This is a genomic window from uncultured Polaribacter sp. (assembly GCF_947497695.1).
GTDB lineage: Bacteria > Bacteroidota > Bacteroidia > Flavobacteriales > Flavobacteriaceae > Polaribacter.
Genome location: NZ_CANMHM010000004.1, coordinates 176,359 through 195,836, shown reverse-complemented (window position 1 = coordinate 195,836; position 19,478 = coordinate 176,359). Strand labels below are relative to the sequence as shown.

Genomic DNA, 19,478 nt, shown 5'->3' with positions numbered 1-19,478 from the left:
TTAAAATAAAAAACCGCTTCTAAAAAGAAACGGTTTTAAAATACTTAAAAACACAGTGTGTTTACATATAATCCTCAATTGGGTTACAAGAACAAATCAAGTTTCGATCTCCAAAAGCATCATCAACTCTACGTACAGAAGGCCAAAATTTATTATCAGCAATATAATCTAACGGAAAAGCCGCTTGTTTTCTTGAGTAGGGTAACATCCATTCATCCGCAGTTAAAAACTCTTGAGTATGAGGTGCGTTTTTTAAAGGATTGTTATGATCCTCTTTAGTTGCTAAATCAATTTCTTTTCTAATAGAAATCATAGCATCACAAAAACGATCTAATTCTGCAATAGATTCAGATTCTGTAGGTTCTATCATCATAGTTCCTGCAACAGGAAAAGAAACTGTTGGTGCATGAAAACCATAATCCATTAAACGTTTTGCAATATCAACTACTTCAATTCCGTTTTGTTTAAAATCTCTGCAATCAATAATCATTTCATGAGCAGCCCTGTTCATTTCTCCTGTATACAATGTATTATAATGTCCGTGTAAACGCTCTTTTATGTAATTTGTGTTTAAAATAGCCAATTTTGTAGCATCTGTTAAGCCTTTTGCACCTAGCATTGTAATATAGCCGTAAGAAATTAAACAGACTAAAGAAGAACCCCAAGGAGCAGCAGAAATTGCAGAAATGGCATTTTCTCCACCAGTTTTAATGACTGGGTTTGTTGGTAAAAAAGGGACTAATTGTGGCGCAACACAAATAGGACCAACTCCTGGGCCTCCACCTCCATGAGGAATTGCAAATGTTTTGTGCAAGTTTAAGTGACACACATCTGCACCAATAGTTGCAGGGTTTGTTAGCCCAACTTGAGCATTCATATTTGCACCATCCATATAAACCTGACCTCCATGATCGTGAATAATTTGTGTAATTTCTTTAATTTCTTTTTCAAAAACACCATGAGTAGAAGGGTAGGTAACCATTAAAGCTGCCAAATTATCTTTATGTAAAATGGCTTTTTCACGTAAATCAGCCACATCAATATTTCCATTTTCTGCAGTTTTTGTAACCACTACTTTCATCCCTGCCATTACTGCAGAAGCAGGATTTGTACCATGAGCAGAAGCAGGAATAATACATATATTTCTATGAGCATCGTTTCTAGATAAGTGATATGCTCTAATTGTCATTAAACCGGCAAACTCTCCTTGAGCACCAGAATTTGGCTGCAAAGAAGTACCAGCAAAACCAGTAATAATATTTAATTGATGCTCTAATCTTTTTAATACTTGTTGATAGCCTTCTGCTTGATTTATAGGTACAAAAGGATGAATATTTCCCCATTGAGGATTGCTTAAAGGCAACATTTCTGATGCTGCATTTAATTTCATAGTACAAGAACCTAAAGAAATCATAGAATGATTTAAGGCCAAATCTTTACGCTCTAATTTTTTAATATAACGCATCATATCTGTTTCAGATTGATACGTATTAAAAACTTCGTTGTCTAAAAAAGAAGTGTTTCTAAGTAAATGGTCAGCAATTACTTCAAAATCGGCATTGAAAGAGCTTTGCGTTAATATTTGATGAAAATCACCTACATTTTCTGCTTCTAAAGCAACAGGTTTCTTTTGTAATTGACCAAAGATGGTAAACAATTTCATTAAATCTTTCTGAGTCGTAGCTTCATTGATCGCAATCGAAATATGTTGTTCATCTACATAATTAAAGTTGACTTTAAAAGATTCTGCAACAGATTTTAGTTTGATGCAATCAATTTCTACCAACAAGGTATCAAAATAAGTAGTATTTAGTTGTTTAAAACCTGCTTTTTCTAAATAATTAGCAACCAATTTTGTTTTGTTATGTACAGAATCTGCTATAAATTGCAAACCACTTTTACCATGATACACAGCATACATACCTGCCATAACAGCTAGTAAAACTTGTGCAGTACAAATATTAGAAGTCGCTTTTTCTCGTTTAATATGTTGCTCTCTAGTTTGCAACGCCATTCTTAAAGCACGTTTTCCATTTCTGTCTTTGGTAACACCAATAATACGTCCAGGAATACTTCTTTTGTATTTGTCTTTTGTAGCAAAATAAGCTGCATGAGGACCTCCATAACCCAAAGGAATTCCAAAACGTTGTGTGGTTCCTACTACAACATCAACCCCAAATTCTGCAGGTGCTTTTAATTTTACTAAAGACAAAATATCTGCAGCAACTGCAACTTTAATATTGTTTTCATTGGCTTTTGCAACAAATTTTGTGTAATCAAAAACTTGTCCGTGTTTTCCTGGATATTGTAAAATTGCTCCGAAAAAATCCGAAGAAAAAGAAAATTCTTCGTGGTTTCCTAGAACCAATTCAATACCAATAGGTGTAGCACGTGTTTGTAAAACAGATAAAGTTTGTGGTAAAATTTCTTCAGACACAAAAAACTTATTTACGTTTGCTTTTTTCTGTGCTCTTTCTCTAACATCATATAATAATGCCATTGCTTCTGCAGCAGCAGTACTTTCATCTAACAAAGAGGCATTTGCTAATTCCATTCCTGTCAAATCACAAACCATCGTTTGAAAATTTAACAAAGCTTCTAATCTACCTTGAGCAATTTCTGCTTGGTAAGGTGTGTAGGCAGTGTACCAACTTGGGTTTTCTAAAATATTACGTTGTATAACACTTGGTACAATGGCTTCATGATAGCCCAAACCAATGTAGCTTTTAAATACTTTATTTTTATCGCCTAATTCTTTAATATGGGCTAAATACTCATATTCGCTTTTTGCAGGTGCTAAATTTAGCTCGTTTTTTAAACGAATATCATCTGGCACAGTTTCATAGATTAATTGCTCTAGACTTTCTGCATTAATGGTAGCTAACATTTTTTCTTGTTCCTTTTTGTTAGGACCAATATGTCTGTTTTGAAACAAATTTGTATTCATTTAATAACGTTTTGTTTAGGCTTTTTGTAATTGATGTCTAAAAATGGTTAAGAATTGTAGAGGTTTCCAAAAAAAACACTTCTACAAGCTCAGTGTAACATTCTGATGTTTTATTAATTTTAGGTTTATAAAATCATTTACGAAATATCAATTAAAACCTTAAATGCTAGTTTGAGCTTGTCGAAAACTATGTTGTTTTAAAAAAAATGTCTTATTTAAATTCATAACATCAGTTAAATTTTCAAGCTACAAAAATAAGGGTTTTATTAGGTTCAAAATGATTTTAGATTTGACAAAAGACAGTTAATTATCAACCAAATTGAAATGTTATGAACATAAAAGCTATTTTTGTAGTATGAAGTTTTTAAAATTAGCTTTCGATTTTTATTTAAACGCAAGTATTCACGTCGCTTTTTCTGTGTATGCTTTTTTAAGAATTACAGAAATTTATTTTGAGTTAGATTACAATCAAAACCTAAACTATTTTATTTTTTTCGGAACAATTACTGGTTACAATTTTGTAAAATATGCAGGCGTTGCAAAATTGCATCACAGAAGTTTGGCAAAAGGGTTAAGAAATATTCAAATTTTTTCTTTTTTATGCTTTCTGGCAATGAGTTATTTTATGTATCAAGTTTCATTAAAAACACTTTATTTTACACTTCCTTTTATCTTGTTAACTATTTTATATGCAGTTCCTTTTTTAAGCGGATTTGCTAAAAACTTAAGAGAGGTAAGTTATTTAAAAATTATTGTTGTAGCCATTGTTTGGGCGGGTTTTACAGTATTGATTCCTCTAATTGATTCAGGGAAAGAAATCGACTTAAACAGTGTTTTAATAATGATACAACGCTTATTAATAGTAATTGTTTTAATACTACCTTTTGATATTAGAGATGTAAAATACGATGCGATTTCTCTGCAAACAATCCCCAAGAAAATAGGCATTGAGAAAACCAAAAAATTAGGCTTAATGCTATTAATTTTTTCATTGATTTTAGAGTATTTAGTTGCCTCATTAAGTATTGTGATAACTCCCTTTATGTTGTTCTTTTTTCTGCTGATTATCTTCTTAATGAGAGCAAAAATAGAGCAATATAAATACTACAGCTCTTTTTTGGTAGAGACATTACCAATTGTTTGGTGGTTGCTTCTTTTAGGATTTCTTAATTTTTAGGGGCTAAATACTCCATTAATATAAAGATTTTTCGATTTTTAGAGTAAATAAAAATAATACTATAAAAGTTGTAAAATCACTTCTTAAATCCCTACTATATTTGTAGATTTACACACTTAAATTCAATCCAGATTCTTAAGTAATGAGTATCACAAAAAGAAGTTACGTTTTTGATTTTGATAGTACCCTAACAAAGGTAGAAGCACTAGATGTTTTAGCTGAAATTACGTTAGAAAATAATCCTAATAAAGAAGCAATTATTCAACAAATAATTGACATTACTAATTTAGGAATTGATGGTGAAATTTCTTTCACAGAATCATTAGAAAAAAGAATTCAATTACTAAAAGCAAATAAAGCAGATTTATCTGGTTTAATAGTAGCTTTAAAAAAGCAAGTATCAAAGTCCATAGAAAGTAACAAAGCATTTTTTGAAAACTATGCAGATGATATTTATGTAATTTCTTGCGGATTTAAAGAATTTATAGATCCTATTGTAAAAGAATACAATATACCTTCAGAAAGAGTGTATGCAAATACTTTTAAGTTTGCAAAAGACGGTGAAATTATTGGGTTTGATGCTCATAATCCACTTTCTCAGCACAACGGGAAAATAAAGTGTTTAAAAGACATGAATCTTGAAGGAGAAATACAAGTTATTGGTGATGGTTATAGTGATTATGTAACTAGAGAAGCTGGTGTAGCTCATAAGTTTTTTGCCTACACAGAAAACGTTTCTAGAGTTAAAACTACAGAAAACGCAGACCATATTGCCCCAAATTTAGATGAATTTTTATACATAAACGATTTGCCAAGAAACATCAGTTACCCAAAAAACAGAATTAAAATTTTATTACTAGAAAACGTACATGAAGATGCTTTTAAAAAGTTATCTGAAGATGGATTTTCTGTAGAAACTGTATCTAAAAGTTTGTCTGAAGACGAATTGATAGAAAAAATAAAAGATGTACATGTTTTAGGAATCCGTTCTAAAACAAACGTAACTAAAAAAGTAGTTGAAGCTGCAGAAAAATTAATGGTGGTTAGTGCTTTTTGTATTGGTACCAAGCAAATTGATTTAGAAGCATGTAAAGAAAACGGAATTGTTGTTTTTAATGCTCCTTACAGTAATACACGTTCTGTAGTAGAATTGGCTATCGGAGAAATTATTATGTTAATGCGTTCTGTTTTTCAAAGAAGTACAGAAATTCATAACGGTCAATGGAATAAAACAGCACAAGGTTCTAGAGAAGTTCGTGGTAAAAAACTAGGTATTGTTGGTTATGGTAATATTGGTAAGCAATTATCTATTTTAGCAGAAGCTTTAGGAATGGACGTTTATTACTATGATGTTGAAGATAAATTAGCCTTAGGAAACGCAACTAAAGTAAGTAAATTAGAAGATTTACTAACAATTTCAGATGTGGTCACTTTACATGTTGATGACAATGCTGCCAACAAAAATTTCTTAGGAGAAAAAGAAATTTCTCAAATGAAAGATGGTGCACATTTAGTAAACTTATCAAGAGGTTTTGTAGTAGATATTGAAGCTTTAGTAGCTGCGTTAAAATCTGGTAAATTAGCAGGTGCAGCAATAGATGTATATCCTTCTGAGCCAAGAAAAAACGGAGAATTTTATACCGAATTAAAAGGATTGCCAAACGTAATTTTAACACCTCATGTTGGGGGTAGTACAGAAGAAGCACAAAGAGATATTGCAGATTTTGTACCGAACAAAATTATGGCATACATTAATTCAGGGAATACTGTAGATGCAGTAAATTTCCCTAATATTCGTTTGCCAAGACAAACAAATGCACACCGTTTTTTACACATTCATAAAAATGTGCCAGGTATATTGGCTAAAATTAATGAAATTTTAGCAACGTACGATTTAAATATTACAGGTCAGTATTTATCAACAGATCCAAAAGTGGGTTATGTAATTATTGATTTAGATAAAGATTATAATAAAGAAGTAAAGAAAAAACTAAAAAGTATAGAAGGTACAATTAAATTTAGAGTACTTTATTAAGCTAATTTTATAATGATAAACGACCCTTTAGATTTTATAATTTGAAGGGTCTTTTTTTTGAAGCTATTTCCAGCTTTCACTACTCGCTTTTTTTGCCTGTAAAAGGCAAAAAAGAGCTCAAAAAAGTTAGCCTGTCTTGAGCGAAGTCGAAAGATTCAATCTGGGCTAGACTTGTTTGTAAATATTTTGAAACTCCTTTAATTCAGTAAGTATTTAAAAGCTTATTTTGGATTCCTGTTTTCACAGGAATGACATATTGCAAAAAATCTCAGCGAGACTCTGTGTTATAACTAATTTTTCAAATCAATAATCATATTATCTTTAACACCTAAATAACGTTTACTCCCCAAATATCTATTTTTATTCATTTCATCATAATGAGGTTGGTTTTTATCCATAGATCTTAAATGTACATTTCCAGAAGCATGGATAAATTCCATTTTATTGTTTCCTAACCAAATACCAACATGCACAACTCGTTGTTTCTTTTCTGCTGTTGCTTTTGTGCCAAAAAATAATAAATCTCCTTTTTCTAAACCTTCAAAAGTTAGGTTTTTATCAACAGTTTTACCAGCATTAATTTGCTGAGAAGCATCTCTAGGAATAATAAAACCATTCATTAAATACACCATTTTTGTAAAACCACTACAATCAATTCCTTTGCTAGAAGTTCCTCCCCATAAATAAGGAAAACCTTGCATAGATTTGGCAATTATTTCTATGTTTTCTTGAGGAGTATTTAAAGATTCTAACCAAGAATCGTATAGAAGCCCTTCACTTCTTTTTACAAATCCGGTTCTTTTATCAGGGTATTCTACTTCAAAGAAATTAACATCTAAACCTTTAAATTTTAAAACTCCACCTAAAGTAATATCAGAAATAATAGCAGAGTTTTCATTTTTATCAGCATATACATACCCAAAATTTCTGGTATAAATTATTTTTTTTCGAGTATTCCAAAGCTCAAAATCGGTTTTATTCATTCTTGTAATGCCACCTTTGTCAACCCAAGAAATATATTTGTCGGGAGTTTGAACTCTATAAAAATCGCCTTTTTTATCTAATACTTTTAAAGGCATTCCTAACAAAGCCTGTGTGCCTAATTCAGCAGCATGTTTTGGTTGAGAACGTATGTTAATCACAGAATTTCTAGCAATTGCATATTTTAAATTGCCAACAACTGAATCTGGTAAAACACGTACATTGTTTGTGAATGTTAATTTTCTTTGATGCAAACTATCTAAAAGTATCGAAAAAGCTTTTTTATGTGTAGTTTCTCCTTCCAAAATAAGTTGGTTGTCAACTTGTTCAAAATGAATGTCAAACAATGCTACACGTTTATCAGGAGCAAAAGTTGTCTTTAGTTTGGTGTGAATATTTTGCAATTCAGAAATTGTTTTTACATCGTCTTTACAAGACATCAAGAGTACGAAAGTCAGTATAGAAAAAAGTTTTAAAAATTTCATCAAAAAAGGATTTTAAGCGAATGTACGAAAAATCAAAACTCAAAAATACGATTATTAAATTTTCAAGAATATATGGATTACTTTAAAATTTAATGAATAGAAAGCACTTCGACAAACTGAGTGTGACCTTCTAACATTTTATTGATTTTTACGTTTATTCAATTCCTTTCAAAATGCAATAATTTTTCAAATCTCAGTTTGAGCTTGTCGAAAACTATTTGTTTTGATTATATTTGAAATAAATCATTTTCAATTCAATGCAATATCAAAATTCGTTGGCTTTTGCTAAACAACAAGACAAAGAAGATTCGCTTTCACATTTAAGAAATCAGTTTCACATCCCAAAAGATAAAAATGGAAAGGATTGGTTGTATTTTACAGGAAATTCATTGGGTTTACAGCCAAAAACGACAAAAAAATACATCAATCAAGAATTAGAAGATTGGGAAAACTTAGGAGTAGAAGGGCATTTTGAAGCAAAAAATCCTTGGTTAAACTACCATGAATTGTTAACTGATAAAATGGCAAAAATTGTAGGAGCAAAACCTATTGAAGTTTGTGTAATGAATACCCTTACCACAAATTTACATTTGCTAATGGTTTCGTTTTACAGACCCACAAAAACAAAATATAAAATTGTGATAGAATCTGATGCTTTTCCTTCAGATAGATATGCAGTAGAATCGCAATTACAATTTCACGGATTTTCTAAAGAAGATATTATTGAGTGGAAACCTCAAAAAGGAGAAGAGTTATTAAAAATAGAAGATTTAGAAAAAATCATTTCAGAACAAGGAGATAAAATTGCTTTATTACTAATTGGAGGTGTAAATTATTACACAGGTCAGTATTTGAATTTGAAAAGAATTGCAGAAATCGGACATACAAAAAACTGTGTTGTTGGTATCGATTTAGCTCATGGAGCAGGTAATATTCAACCTAATTTACATGACTCAAATGTAGATTTTGCTGCTTGGTGTACTTACAAATACTTAAATTCTGGTCCAGGAAGTTTAGCAGGAATTTTTGTACACGAAAAACATGCAAAAAATAAAAACTTACCACGTTTTGCAGGTTGGTGGAATCATAACAAAGAAACCCGTTTTAACATGAGGCAACCTTTTGATGTGATGAAAGGAGCAGAAGGTTGGCAATTGTCAAATCCGCCAATTTTATCTATGGCAGCCATAAAAGCATCATTAGATTTGTTTGATGAAGTAGGAATGGGTGCTTTGAGAAAAAAATCAGAAAAACTAACGGGTTATTTCGAGTTTTTAATCAATGAAATTGGCGCTGATGCTATTAAAATAATCACACCCAAAAACTCTGAAGAAAGAGGTTGTCAATTATCTATTCAGGTTAAAAATGCTGATAAAAGTTTGCATAAAAAGCTAACTGAAAATAATATTATTACAGATTGGAGAGAACCAGATGTAATACGTTGTGCACCAACACCAATGTATAACAGTTTTGAGGATGTTTTTAATATGGTTTCTGTTTTAAAAACACTTTTGTAAAATAGCAAAACTGAATTTATTTCAGTTTCTGATAAAATTAAACAGAATTAAATTATAAAATTCTGAAACAAGTTCAAGAAAAATATGGACAAAACAGATAAAATATTAATTATAGGAGCAGGTTTATGTGGCTCTTTGTTGGCATTAAGATTAGCACAACGAGGCTACAAAGTTGAAGTCTATGAAAGCAGACCAGATCTTAGAAAAGTAGCTATTTCTGCAGGTAGGTCTATCAACTTAGCATTGTCAGACAGAGGTTTTAAAGCTTTAAAATTGTGTGGAGTAGAAGAGCAAGCAAGAGCAATTTGCATACCAATGTTTGGTCGGTTAATTCACGATAAACAAGAAAATACTTTTAAGTCAGATTATTCAGGACGAGAAAATGAAGCAATCAACTCTATTTCTCGCGATAAATTAAATGGAATTTTACTCACAGAAGCAGAAAAACATCAAAATGTAAATATTCATTTTAATAAAAAGTGTACAAACGTAAATTTAGAAAACAATACCGTAAATTTTATAGATTATAAAACCAAGGAAGAATCCTCTGTAAAAGGAGCTACTATTTTTGGAGCAGATGGAGCAGGTTCTGCACTCAGAAAAAGCTATTACTTAGAAAAGAAATTCTTGTTTAGTTTCTCCCAAAATTATTTAAATCATGGGTATAAAGAATTAGAAATTCCGGCAGATAAAAATGGCAAACATCAAATAAGTAAACAATATTTACATATTTGGCCTCGTGGAGATTTTATGTTGATTGCACTCCCAAATTTAGATGGTAGTTTTACAGTAACCTTGTTTTTAAGTTATAATGAAGGCAAATTTAATTTTGATAATTTAACTTCAGAAGAAAAAATAACACAGTTTTTTGAGCAAGAATTCCCAGATGCTTTAAAATTGATACCCAATATTAAAGACGAATTTTTAAACAATCCAACAGGAGTTTTAGGAACTATAAAATGTTCGCCTTGGAGTTATCAAAATAAAACAGTTTTAATGGGCGATGCAGCACATGCTATTGTACCTTTTTACGGACAAGGAATGAATGCTTCTTTTGAAGATATTACTGTATTTGATGAAATTTTAAACCTGAATTTAAAGAGTTGGGAAGCCGTTTTTAAAACCTATCAAAAAGTAAGAAAACCAGACACAGATGCTATTGCAAACTTAGCAATTGATAATTTTTACGAAATGAGAGATCATGTAGCAAACCCTATTTTTAAAGAGAAAAGAAAGTTAGAAATGAATTTAGAGAAAAACTTTCCTACCGAGTATTTTTCTAAGTATTCTATGGTTACTTTTAATGCTGATATTGGTTATGATAAAGCTATGAGAAAAGGAAGAGCACAAGATAAAGCGTTGTTAAACCTTATTTTTAACAATGAGGTTACAACACAACAAAATACAACTAAGAGTGAATTGAAACTTATTTTAGAAAAGGTAAAAAAACAAACAGAAGTTATTCTAAAACAAGATAAGATTGCAGGAATGTAATTTTTTTTAGAAGCTATTTCCTGCTTTCACTACTCGCTTCACGCCCAAAAGCGTGAGAGCTCAAACAGGTCGTTCAATCAGGGCTAACACTTTAATAAAAGTTGTTGCTTTAATAAAAGTAAAAGAAAGTTTAAAAAGGGTTATGAATACATACATCATCTTATTAAGAGGAATAAATGTATCAGGAAAAAATAAAATTCTGATGGCAGATTTACGCAATTTATTAGCTGCCTTAAGGTTTAAAAATGTGCAAACGTATATTCAAAGTGGAAATATTATTTTAGAATCTGAAAAAACAAAAAATGAAATTTGCTCAATTATAAATAAAGTTATTAAAACAAAGTTTGGGTTTGATATTCCTGTTTTAGTAAAAACAATTACAGAATTAGAAAAAATAATTAAAAACTATCCTTTTTCTTTAGAAAATGATAAAATTGTTGCTTTTTGTTTTCTATACAACCCAACAGCAGAAACTACAATTGATGTTAAAAATAGAATAGAAGACCAATACAAAATAGCCAATGATGTTGTGTACTTAAATTGTAAATCTGGTTTTGGAAAAACAAAACTAACAAACAACTTTATTGAGAATAAACTAAGTGTAATTGCTACCACAAGAAATTTAAAAACTACTTTAAAATTGTTAGCATTAGCTAAAGAGTAAATAAATTAGTGGTATTATTGCCTTTAAAATACAGTGAAAAATAAAATTTTTAATAAAAATAATTTAATAAAAAGATGAAATTTAAAATCTTATTAGTTTTAATAATGAGTTCGTTATCTATTTGTGCTCAAGAAGAGTGGACAACTCATAAAAAGTATAATTTTAAGATAGAATGTCCAAAGAGTTGGGTTTTTAGTGACACTGAATCTAGTGGCTCTGCATTTGTAATTTTATCTCCCATAGAAAAAAATGAAACGTTTAGAGAAAATATAAACTTAAATGTAAGTCTGCTAAAAGGAGATAATATTTCTTTAGAAGCATACAAAAAATTATCTTTAAATAAGATACATAACATGCTGCCAGATGTTAAAATTTTAGAGGACAATACCATAAGTAATGGTATTATTAATTACCAAGTTATAGTTTGGACTGGCAAAATAGGAGGGATGTTTCTTAAAGTAAAACAACATTTATATGTTAAAGATAACAAAGCGTATTCGCTTTCTTTTAATGCTACAAATGCATCTTTTGAAAGGTTTAAAAAAACATCAGACAAAATTTTAAATAGTTTTAGTATTGATTAATGACAAATACTTTAGTAAAAAAAATGATACAAGTTTGTGATGAGAAAATAGCCAAAAAAGGGAACAATGTTGGTGTGTCTTTTTATGCGTTTTTCAAAAACAAAAATGACAATCCTGTTTTGTTAATGGAAGTAGCCAAATGGTGGATTGAAACCCACAAATTAGATCATTTTGAAAAGGCAGTTAAGATTAAGAAAATGGTTTTAGAACAACAAAAAAGTTAATATTATAACAAATTTGCGTTAGGGATTGCAGCGACATCCTTTTTGCTTTTTTGCAAAAAGATACAGCGAAAAGCCCGACCTTTTTAGGGAACGCCCAAAATATTTAATAGCATCAAGATTTTTAGAAACAGAATGTGTTTAATTCTAAAAGTCTTGGTTCTTGTCTCAAAAAAAACTAAAAACTTAAAGAATATGAGCAATTTAGTACAGCCTTTAAATTTTAAAAAGTGGATTGATGAGCATCGTCATTTATTAAAACCTCCTGTTGGTAATAAGCAGGTTTGGGATCATGGAGAGTATATTGTAATGGTGGTTGGAGGGCCAAATAATAGAAAAGATTATCATTATAATGAAACACCAGAGTTTTTTTATCAGGTAGAAGGAGATATGGTTTTAAAGATCATTGATGATAAAGGCAAGCAAATTGATGTTGCAATAAATGAAGGAGATATTTATTTATTACCTGCAAAAGTACCTCATTCTCCTCAAAGAAAAGAAAATACTGTTGGTTTGGTTATTGAATACCCAAGAAGTAAAAAGATGAAAGATGCTTTAATGTGGTATTGTGAAAATTGTGAAAACAGGTTGTATAAAAAGAAATTTAAGTTAGAAAATATTGAAGTTGATTTGCCTGTTATTTTTGATGCTTTTTATGCTGATGTAAAAAAACGTACTTGTAACAAATGTGGCACTGTAATGGAAGCTCCTAAAAAATAGTTTCTAATATATTATAAGTGGTTCTGATTTTAATTTGGTATTGTAAATAAAATAGGCTGCCAAATACTTAAAGGTAAATCAAAAACACTTAATAGCTCTGCAAATTATTAGTTTTTGATGTTTGATTTATATTTTAATTGAAAATAATACGCATAAAAGAAAGTTGTTTTTTAATAATCTTTTAAAATTTATTTTCAATTGTTTTATGACTGTTTAGTTCAAATTTTGCATCCTTGTATTTTGGTGCTCCCATAAAACCAATTGCATTGTTAGAACAGCCATAATCTTCTTTTGGTATTCCTAAAAAGTTAGTGTCTAATTTACCGTTGTTGTTTTTATCGTGAAAAAACGAAACGGCATATTCTCCTTTTGGTATATTTTTAAAGGTATACGTTACTTTGTTGTCTTTTATTTTACTCATTCCTCCTATAAAACGTTTTTTTAAAAAATTATGATCACCTTTATACAAGGCAATTAATATTTGTCCTTTATTAGAGTTTAAGTTAGTAATTTTTACAGTTAGTGTAAAGTTATCTTGTTCTTGAGCATTTGCAAAAAATATTCCTGTAAAAATAATAGCTATGATTAAAATTATTTTTTGCATTGTATGTATATTTTAATTTTTACAGTTGTATTGCCAATTCAAATATCTAAACTTTTAAATATATTTAGCAAGAACAATACCAAAATTTATTTTTTTAGTGCAGAATTACAATTGTTTTTCTTGAAATTAATAACTGAGGTTATAAAAAACATACATTCTTTTATGGATGCTGTATTTGGTATAATTTGTTGTCTAGCAAAATTATTGAAAAGAGTTGTTTAAAGACTTAAAATTCGGCTTTAACATAAGTTGATAAAATTAAGGGATTTAAATAACGCTTTTTTTCCCTTTTAAGGTGGTGTTTTTCCCTTTCATACACCTTTATAATAGCTAAAACTCTTTATCGGCGTTAATTTGCATCAACAATAATTATAAATATATAAAACATTAAAAAATGAAAAATTTAAAAAACAAATTAATTTTAGGCTTCTTTGCAATTACTTTACTGACAATAGCAAGTTGTAATGACAACAATGATGATATTGACAATAGTATAGTAGATACTACAACTATTAAATTATCATCAGATGCTAGTTTAGGCGACATTTTGGTAGATGCTAATGGCAATTCTTTATACTTTTTCTCTAAAGATACAAAGGTTAGCTCTAATTGTAATGATGGTTGTTTAGCAAATTGGCCAGTATTTTATGTAGAAAATATTGAAGTAGGAAATGGTTTAAATAGTAGTGACTTTAGTGCTATTACAAGAGCAGATGGTAGCAAACAGACAACTTACAAAAATTGGCCTTTGTATTCTTTTGCTAATGATGCTAGTGCAGGAGATACGAATGGAGATGGAGTAGGTGGAGTATGGTTTATTGCAAAACCAGATTATTCTATTATGTATGCAAGTGCACAACTAATAGGAAATGATGGAAAAAATTATTTAGGCGATTATACTCTAGGTAATGGGGCAACAAGTTATTTTGTGAGTATTGCAGGTAGAACAATGTATTCTTTTAAAAATGATGCAAAAAACACTAATAACTTTACAAAATCAGATTTTTCTAATAATGGAGCTTGGCCTATTGTAGAAATTACGTTAGATGAAATACCAAGTACTTTAGATGCTGCTGATTTTGGAACAATAACTGTTTTTGGTAAAACACAATTAACATATAAAGGATGGCCTTTGTATTATTTTGGACAAGACACAGAAAGGGGAGATACTAAAGGGCTAAGTGTACCAAGTCCTGGAGTTTGGCCAGTTGTTAATAAAGGAATAACAGCAGCCCAATAGTTTACAAATTTTAAAGAACTCTTATTATATTAAGTGTAGTGGCTTTGTTAGTTGAGTTTGAAAAGTCCTGAGTTTTTCTTGGGGCTTTTCTGTTTTTAAACACAAGTAATAACGAAACAAATTTTAACAAATGTAGTGTTTTTTGATTCTATCTTTTTTTCAATCGGATTTTTTTTGGAGTTTGTAGAATACTATTCCTCCTAAAAAATATAAAATAATATCTATATAATCTTTGGTATATCTTGTTAAATATTCAGGGAAAACAAATTCAAATAATACACTGTATAAAACACAGACATACAAAATAATTGGTAGTTTAATTTTGTAATTAGTATCATTTTTTGTCTTTTTTAGAACTAGTAAACAGATAAAAAGTACAATAGGAATAATTAAAAAATCGTTTACATAAAAGCGAACAATTCTTGGTAATAAAAAATTAAAATAGTTAGATAAATAAATAAAACTACCTATTAAGCATGAGGTTAATATGTATTTGGATAAAATATTTTTCATTTTAACCAGCAGCAATCATAGCAATTAACCAAGCTAAACCAGAGCCAATAATACTTACAACCATAAAAGATGAATACAAAATCCAGCCAATAATTTTAAAGAAGATATTTGGATGTTTTTTTAAACGTTCTGCTAAATTTGGGTTTTGTTTAGCATAAGTTACTTTGGCAATTTCTTGGTCTTTATAAGCTTGTTCTTTTAAAGCTCTTTTTTTTTGCTCAGAAATTAAAGTATTGCAAGCTTGGCAATAGTCTTTGTTTTTACTAAAAACACCACAATTAGGGCACTTAATAATTCTCATCTTTAAGCTCTAAAACTAAACTTATTTTTCTTTTTGTAGGGTCTAATAATTAAACGGGTTTCTCTATCAAAACGAATATAATTATAAACCCAATTTAAAAAAACAATGGCTTTATTTCTAAACCCAATTAAAGAGAATAAGTGAACAAACATCCAAACAAACCATGCAAAAACTCCTTGAAATTGCCATTTTGGTAAATCTACCACAGCTTTGTTTCTTCCTATTGTTGCCATAGCACCTTTATTATTATAAATAAATGCTTTTTGGGTTTTGTTAAAAAGTTTTGCTAATATGTTTTTTGCTACTAATTTACCTTGTTGTATGGCAGGTTGAGCCATCATAGGATGACCGTAAGGATTTTTTTCTGAAGCCATACAAGCAACATCACCAATTGCATAAATATTTGTGTGGTTATTTACTTGGTTATATTCGTTTACTTTAATTCTTGCAGCTCTTTCTATGATGCAATTAGGCTGTAAGCCATTAATTATTTCACCTTTTACACCAGCTGCCCAAATAACAGTTTCTGCTTTAAAATGATCTTCTCCATTAGTTGTTACTTTTTTTCCATCATAATCTAAAACACGCAGGTTTTTCCACACATTTACTCCTAATTTTATCAAAAAGTCTTCTGCTTTTTCAGATGCTTTTGCACTCATACCTTTTAACAAACAACTAGAACTTTGTATTAAATTGATTTTCATTTGCCTGATATCTAAATCAGGATAATCTTTTGGTAAAATTCCTTTTTTCATTTCTGCCAAGGCACCAGCTAATTCTACTCCAGTTGGGCCACCACCAACAATTACAAAATTCATCAATGCTTTTCTATCTTCTAAATTAGAGGTTAGTAAAGCTTCTTCAAAATTTTCTAAAATTAAACTTCTTATGTTTAAAGATTGTGGAACTGATTTCATTTCCATAGTAAATTTTTGGATGTTTGTGTTTCCAAAAAAGTTGGTAGTAGAACCTGTTGCTATAATTAATTCATCATATTCTAAGTTTCCAATAGAGGTTTCAATTTCTTTTTTGTCAGGATTAATTTTAGAAACTTCTGCAAGTCTAAAAAAGAAATTATCTACATCATTAAAACGTTTTCTTAGGGGGAAAGCAATAGAATCTGGTTCTAAACCACCAGTTGCAACTTGGTATAGCAAAGGTTGAAATGTATGATAGTTGTGTTTGTCTATCAATACAACTTGTAATTCTTGCTCTTCAAGTCCTTTAGCAGCAGCTAAACCAGCAAAACCACCACCAATAATTACAATTCTTGGAAAACTAGTTTGTGGAATGTTCATTTTTTTTGAGATGTTTAGATAATTGGATTGATAGGTTTTTAGAATTACAAATTTACTGAAAAGCGATGATTTCTTATTTGAAACTTTGCTTTATTTCTTGGAGTGTTTTATCAGAATTAATAAATGCGGATATTATTTTTAAACGAATATCATTTAATTCTAAGTCAAAATATTTTGCCCATTTATCATCTTTAAATAAATGAGTTATTTGCTTTATTTTATTTTGGGCCTCAGAAAATGTAAATAGATAATGATTTAGTAATTCTTTTTTAGGTTGAATTTTAGCTGTTTTTTCTTCAAAATCAACATCAATAAAAAATATTTTTTCTTTTGAGTTGATGGGGTAGAAGTCTGTCCACTTTGCAAAACCAATTACAGTTTGTTGGTTCTTATACGTATCTTTAGTGAATAGTTTCCATCTACAATTGGCAACTCTTCCCCAATGATTTGATTTTCTATAAACACCTTCATCAGCATAAAAATACATGCTTTCAGATTTACTTTTATAATTGGTGTTTTCTGGAAATTGAAAATCATCAACTTGTTTAAATTCGCAAAAAGTATGTTTAAAGAAGTTGGTTTTATTATAGGTTTTCAAAAAAGTATCTTATTTTTTGATAAAATTAAACATAATAAATTAATAGTATCATTTTAATTTATTTTTCACATTTTTTACAACAAAAAAACTCCGTTTTTAAAACGGAGTTTTTTTGTTTTATTTTTAAAAATACAGATAAATAGTTTTTACTCTGCAGATAATAATTTTGATGGTGCTTTGGTAACATCTACAATTAACAATTGTGGCGTTTTAGTAGCCTCAGCAGAAGAAGTAGCCCCTTTAGTGTCAGTTGCAACTACCTTTACAGTTACGTTTTCATTAGGATTGTAAGAAATAACTGTTTCTCTGTTAGTTAGGTTGCTTTTAGTAAGCGTGCTATTTACATAAACATTGTAGGTGACAGCATCTCCATCAGAGTCAACAGCTTCTGTCCAAGTCACATCTAAATTTTTATTTCTAGATACTGCTTCTTTAATAGGTGTAACAGATTTTTTGACTTTAACAAGTTCTACAAATTCTGCTGTGTTAGCCTCTGTTAAAGTAACTGAAAAAGATCCAGGAGTATTATTTACAGCTTCTGCTGATGTTGTTGCTCCATTAGCGTCTTTTGCAACAACCTTCACTGTAACTTTTGCATCTGAAGTGAAAGAAATAGTTGCTTCTTTATCAGTTAAATCACTTTTTGTTAATGTGCCATTTACATATACATCATAAGTTACTGCATCTCCTTCAGGATCCACAGCTTCTGTCCATGTTGCTTTTAGAGAACTTGATGTTGTTATAGATTCTGATGGAGAAACATCTCTTTTAACAGCCTCTTTTACTTCTAATTGTTTAATATTTGCTGCTGATAATGTTACTGTGAATTGTCCAGGAGCATTATTCATAGCTTCTTCCATTTCTTCATTTTTTTCATTGCATGATGCCAAAGCAAATACAGCAAAACAAAATAATACTATTTTTAATTTTTTCATTTTTGATGTTTTTTGGTTATACTGTAAAATTAAAGATAACAATTATAGATCTGTTTTTTTTATTTCCAAATGAAGTGCTTTTGTTTCCGAATAATTTTTTTCTTGTTTTTTATGATTAAAATAAATAATATTAGATTTCTATATTATTCTGAAAATGGAATTTTTAAAATTACTTTTGTACCTTGTTTAACTTCTTCATAATAAAAACCAATATCAGATTTATAATAATCTTTTAGTAATATAAGCCTATCATTAATTGCTTTGGTAGAAAATGAGACTGCTTTTGTGGCGTTTTCATTGTTAATTTTTTCGGCACTGTTTTATAAAGTGTGTAAGTTTCAAAAAGAATTACTTTTTAACTGGTTTTAGTTTTTACAATATACTTATTTTTCTGAGTTGTTGTTTATTTCTAATGTTTTTTCAAAACTATCTTTATAGCTTTTACTTACGGGGATATTAAATTGATTTTCTAATAGAATTGTTCTATCTTTTTTAGAATACATTTCTATTTTGTTTGTGTTTACAACCCAGGACCTGTGTACTCTTTTAAAAATTCCATCATTACAAAGTAGATCCTCATAATAACTTAGTTTTTTAGAGGCTATATATTTTTTACCACTTTTTTTGTGTATAATAGAATACATTCTATCTGCCTCAATACAAAAAATGTCTAAAACATTTAAAATAACATAATCACTTTTGTATGGTATTGCAATTCTTTTTACTGTTTTTTTATTTTCCTTTAAAAGAGTTAATCTGCTATTTTCTATTTTGTTTTTAATAGCTATTGTTGCTCTTTCTACTGCTTTTATTAATTTTTCTATATCTATTGGTTTTAGCAAATAATCTAGGGCAGCAACTTCAAAAGCTTTAACAGCATACTTATCATAAGCAGTAACAAATATTATTTGAAAATTTATTTCTGTAAATGAATTTAAGAGTTGAAATCCATTTTTTTGAGGCATTTCTATATCTAAAAAAATAAGTTGAGGTTTGTGTTTTTTAATTTTTACAACAGCATCATCAACATTTTTTGCTTCATCAATAACTGTAATGTTTTTACAAAATTCGTTTAATAAATAACCCAAGTTTTCACGTGCATTTATTTCATCATCAATAACAATTGCATTTATTGCTTCCATATTTATTTTAAAGTATTACAGG

The 19,478-nt window shown here is 29.4% G+C and carries 17 protein-coding genes; 9 read left to right on the top strand and 8 right to left on the bottom strand.

Going from position 1 to position 19,478, the window contains the following annotated elements; genetic code table 11:
• Window positions 1-61: 61 nt before the first annotated feature.
• On the bottom strand, window positions 62-2,947 hold the full coding sequence (gene gcvP / locus Q0731_RS07035; protein ID WP_299061861.1) for an aminomethyl-transferring glycine dehydrogenase: 2,886 nt from the start codon (window positions 2,945-2,947) through the stop codon (window positions 62-64).
• 355 nt (window positions 2,948-3,302) lie between these two features.
• Here gcvP and Q0731_RS07030 point away from each other — a divergent pair, with 355 nt between their 5' ends.
• Together Q0731_RS07030 and serA are read left to right on the top strand one after the other, a co-directional pair.
• The gene (locus Q0731_RS07030; protein ID WP_299061858.1) at window positions 3,303-4,124 is read left to right on the top strand and encodes a hypothetical protein; all 822 of its coding nucleotides are present in this window, start codon (window positions 3,303-3,305) and stop codon (window positions 4,122-4,124) included.
• 142 nt (window positions 4,125-4,266) lie between these two features.
• Window positions 4,267-6,159, top strand: a complete 1,893-nt coding sequence (serA, locus tag Q0731_RS07025; protein ID WP_299061855.1) for a phosphoglycerate dehydrogenase — start codon at window positions 4,267-4,269, stop codon at window positions 6,157-6,159.
• 290 nt (window positions 6,160-6,449) lie between these two features.
• On the opposite strand, the gene Q0731_RS07020 is transcribed toward serA, so the two are convergent.
• On the bottom strand, window positions 6,450-7,625 hold the full coding sequence (locus Q0731_RS07020) for a C40 family peptidase (protein WP_299061852.1): 1,176 nt from the start codon (window positions 7,623-7,625) through the stop codon (window positions 6,450-6,452).
• Between the two features lie 257 nt (window positions 7,626-7,882).
• Here Q0731_RS07020 and kynU point away from each other — a divergent pair, with 257 nt between their 5' ends.
• From kynU to Q0731_RS06990, 6 genes are all read left to right on the top strand, one after another.
• Window positions 7,883-9,142 carry a kynureninase gene (kynU, locus tag Q0731_RS07015; protein ID WP_299061848.1) on the top strand — a complete coding sequence of 420 codons (1,260 nt, stop codon included), beginning with the start codon at window positions 7,883-7,885 and terminating at the stop codon, window positions 9,140-9,142.
• 84 nt (window positions 9,143-9,226) lie between these two features.
• Window positions 9,227-10,636 (top strand): NAD(P)/FAD-dependent oxidoreductase, encoded by a 1,410-nt coding sequence (locus tag Q0731_RS07010; protein ID WP_299061845.1) that lies wholly within the window; start codon window positions 9,227-9,229, stop codon window positions 10,634-10,636.
• A 142-nt stretch (window positions 10,637-10,778) separates the two neighbouring features.
• Entirely contained in the window at window positions 10,779-11,300 is a 522-nt protein-coding gene (locus Q0731_RS07005) for a DUF1697 domain-containing protein (protein ID WP_299061842.1), read from the top strand.
• A gap of 74 nt (window positions 11,301-11,374) precedes the next feature.
• Window positions 11,375-11,884, top strand: a complete 510-nt coding sequence (locus Q0731_RS07000; protein ID WP_299061839.1) for a PsbP-related protein — start codon at window positions 11,375-11,377, stop codon at window positions 11,882-11,884.
• A 23-nt stretch (window positions 11,885-11,907) separates the two neighbouring features.
• A complete protein-coding gene (locus Q0731_RS06995; RefSeq protein ID WP_366915400.1) occupies window positions 11,908-12,108 on the top strand; it encodes a DUF6500 family protein in 201 nt (66 codons plus the stop codon).
• 192 nt (window positions 12,109-12,300) lie between these two features.
• Window positions 12,301-12,825 (top strand): 3-hydroxyanthranilate 3,4-dioxygenase, encoded by a 525-nt coding sequence (locus Q0731_RS06990; RefSeq protein WP_299061835.1) that lies wholly within the window; start codon window positions 12,301-12,303, stop codon window positions 12,823-12,825.
• 181 nt (window positions 12,826-13,006) lie between these two features.
• Here Q0731_RS06990 and Q0731_RS06985 read toward each other — a convergent pair whose 3' ends face one another.
• Window positions 13,007-13,429 (bottom strand): DUF2141 domain-containing protein, encoded by a 423-nt coding sequence (locus tag Q0731_RS06985; RefSeq protein ID WP_299061833.1) that lies wholly within the window; start codon window positions 13,427-13,429, stop codon window positions 13,007-13,009.
• A 394-nt stretch (window positions 13,430-13,823) separates the two neighbouring features.
• On the opposite strand from Q0731_RS06985, the gene Q0731_RS06980 reads away from it, so the two are divergent.
• Window positions 13,824-14,669 carry a hypothetical protein gene (locus tag Q0731_RS06980; protein WP_299061831.1) on the top strand — a complete coding sequence of 282 codons (846 nt, stop codon included), beginning with the start codon at window positions 13,824-13,826 and terminating at the stop codon, window positions 14,667-14,669.
• 514 nt (window positions 14,670-15,183) lie between these two features.
• Here the strand turns inward: Q0731_RS06980 and Q0731_RS06975 are convergent.
• From Q0731_RS06975 to Q0731_RS06955, 5 genes are all read right to left on the bottom strand, one after another.
• Window positions 15,184-15,483 carry a hypothetical protein gene (locus Q0731_RS06975; protein WP_299061828.1) on the bottom strand — a complete coding sequence of 100 codons (300 nt, stop codon included), beginning with the start codon at window positions 15,481-15,483 and terminating at the stop codon, window positions 15,184-15,186.
• 2 nt (window positions 15,484-15,485) lie between these two features.
• Window positions 15,486-16,781 (bottom strand): NAD(P)/FAD-dependent oxidoreductase, encoded by a 1,296-nt coding sequence (locus Q0731_RS06970; RefSeq protein ID WP_299061825.1) that lies wholly within the window; start codon window positions 16,779-16,781, stop codon window positions 15,486-15,488.
• Between the two features lie 73 nt (window positions 16,782-16,854).
• The gene (locus Q0731_RS06965) at window positions 16,855-17,379 is read right to left on the bottom strand and encodes a hypothetical protein (protein ID WP_299061823.1); all 525 of its coding nucleotides are present in this window, start codon (window positions 17,377-17,379) and stop codon (window positions 16,855-16,857) included.
• Between the two features lie 146 nt (window positions 17,380-17,525).
• On the bottom strand, window positions 17,526-18,314 hold the full coding sequence (locus Q0731_RS06960) for a hypothetical protein (protein ID WP_299061820.1): 789 nt from the start codon (window positions 18,312-18,314) through the stop codon (window positions 17,526-17,528).
• Between the two features lie 383 nt (window positions 18,315-18,697).
• Window positions 18,698-19,456: a LytTR family DNA-binding domain-containing protein gene (locus tag Q0731_RS06955; RefSeq protein WP_299061817.1), complete on the bottom strand. Its 759-nt coding sequence runs from the start codon at window positions 19,454-19,456 to the stop codon at window positions 18,698-18,700.
• Window positions 19,457-19,478: the final 22 nt, after the last annotated feature.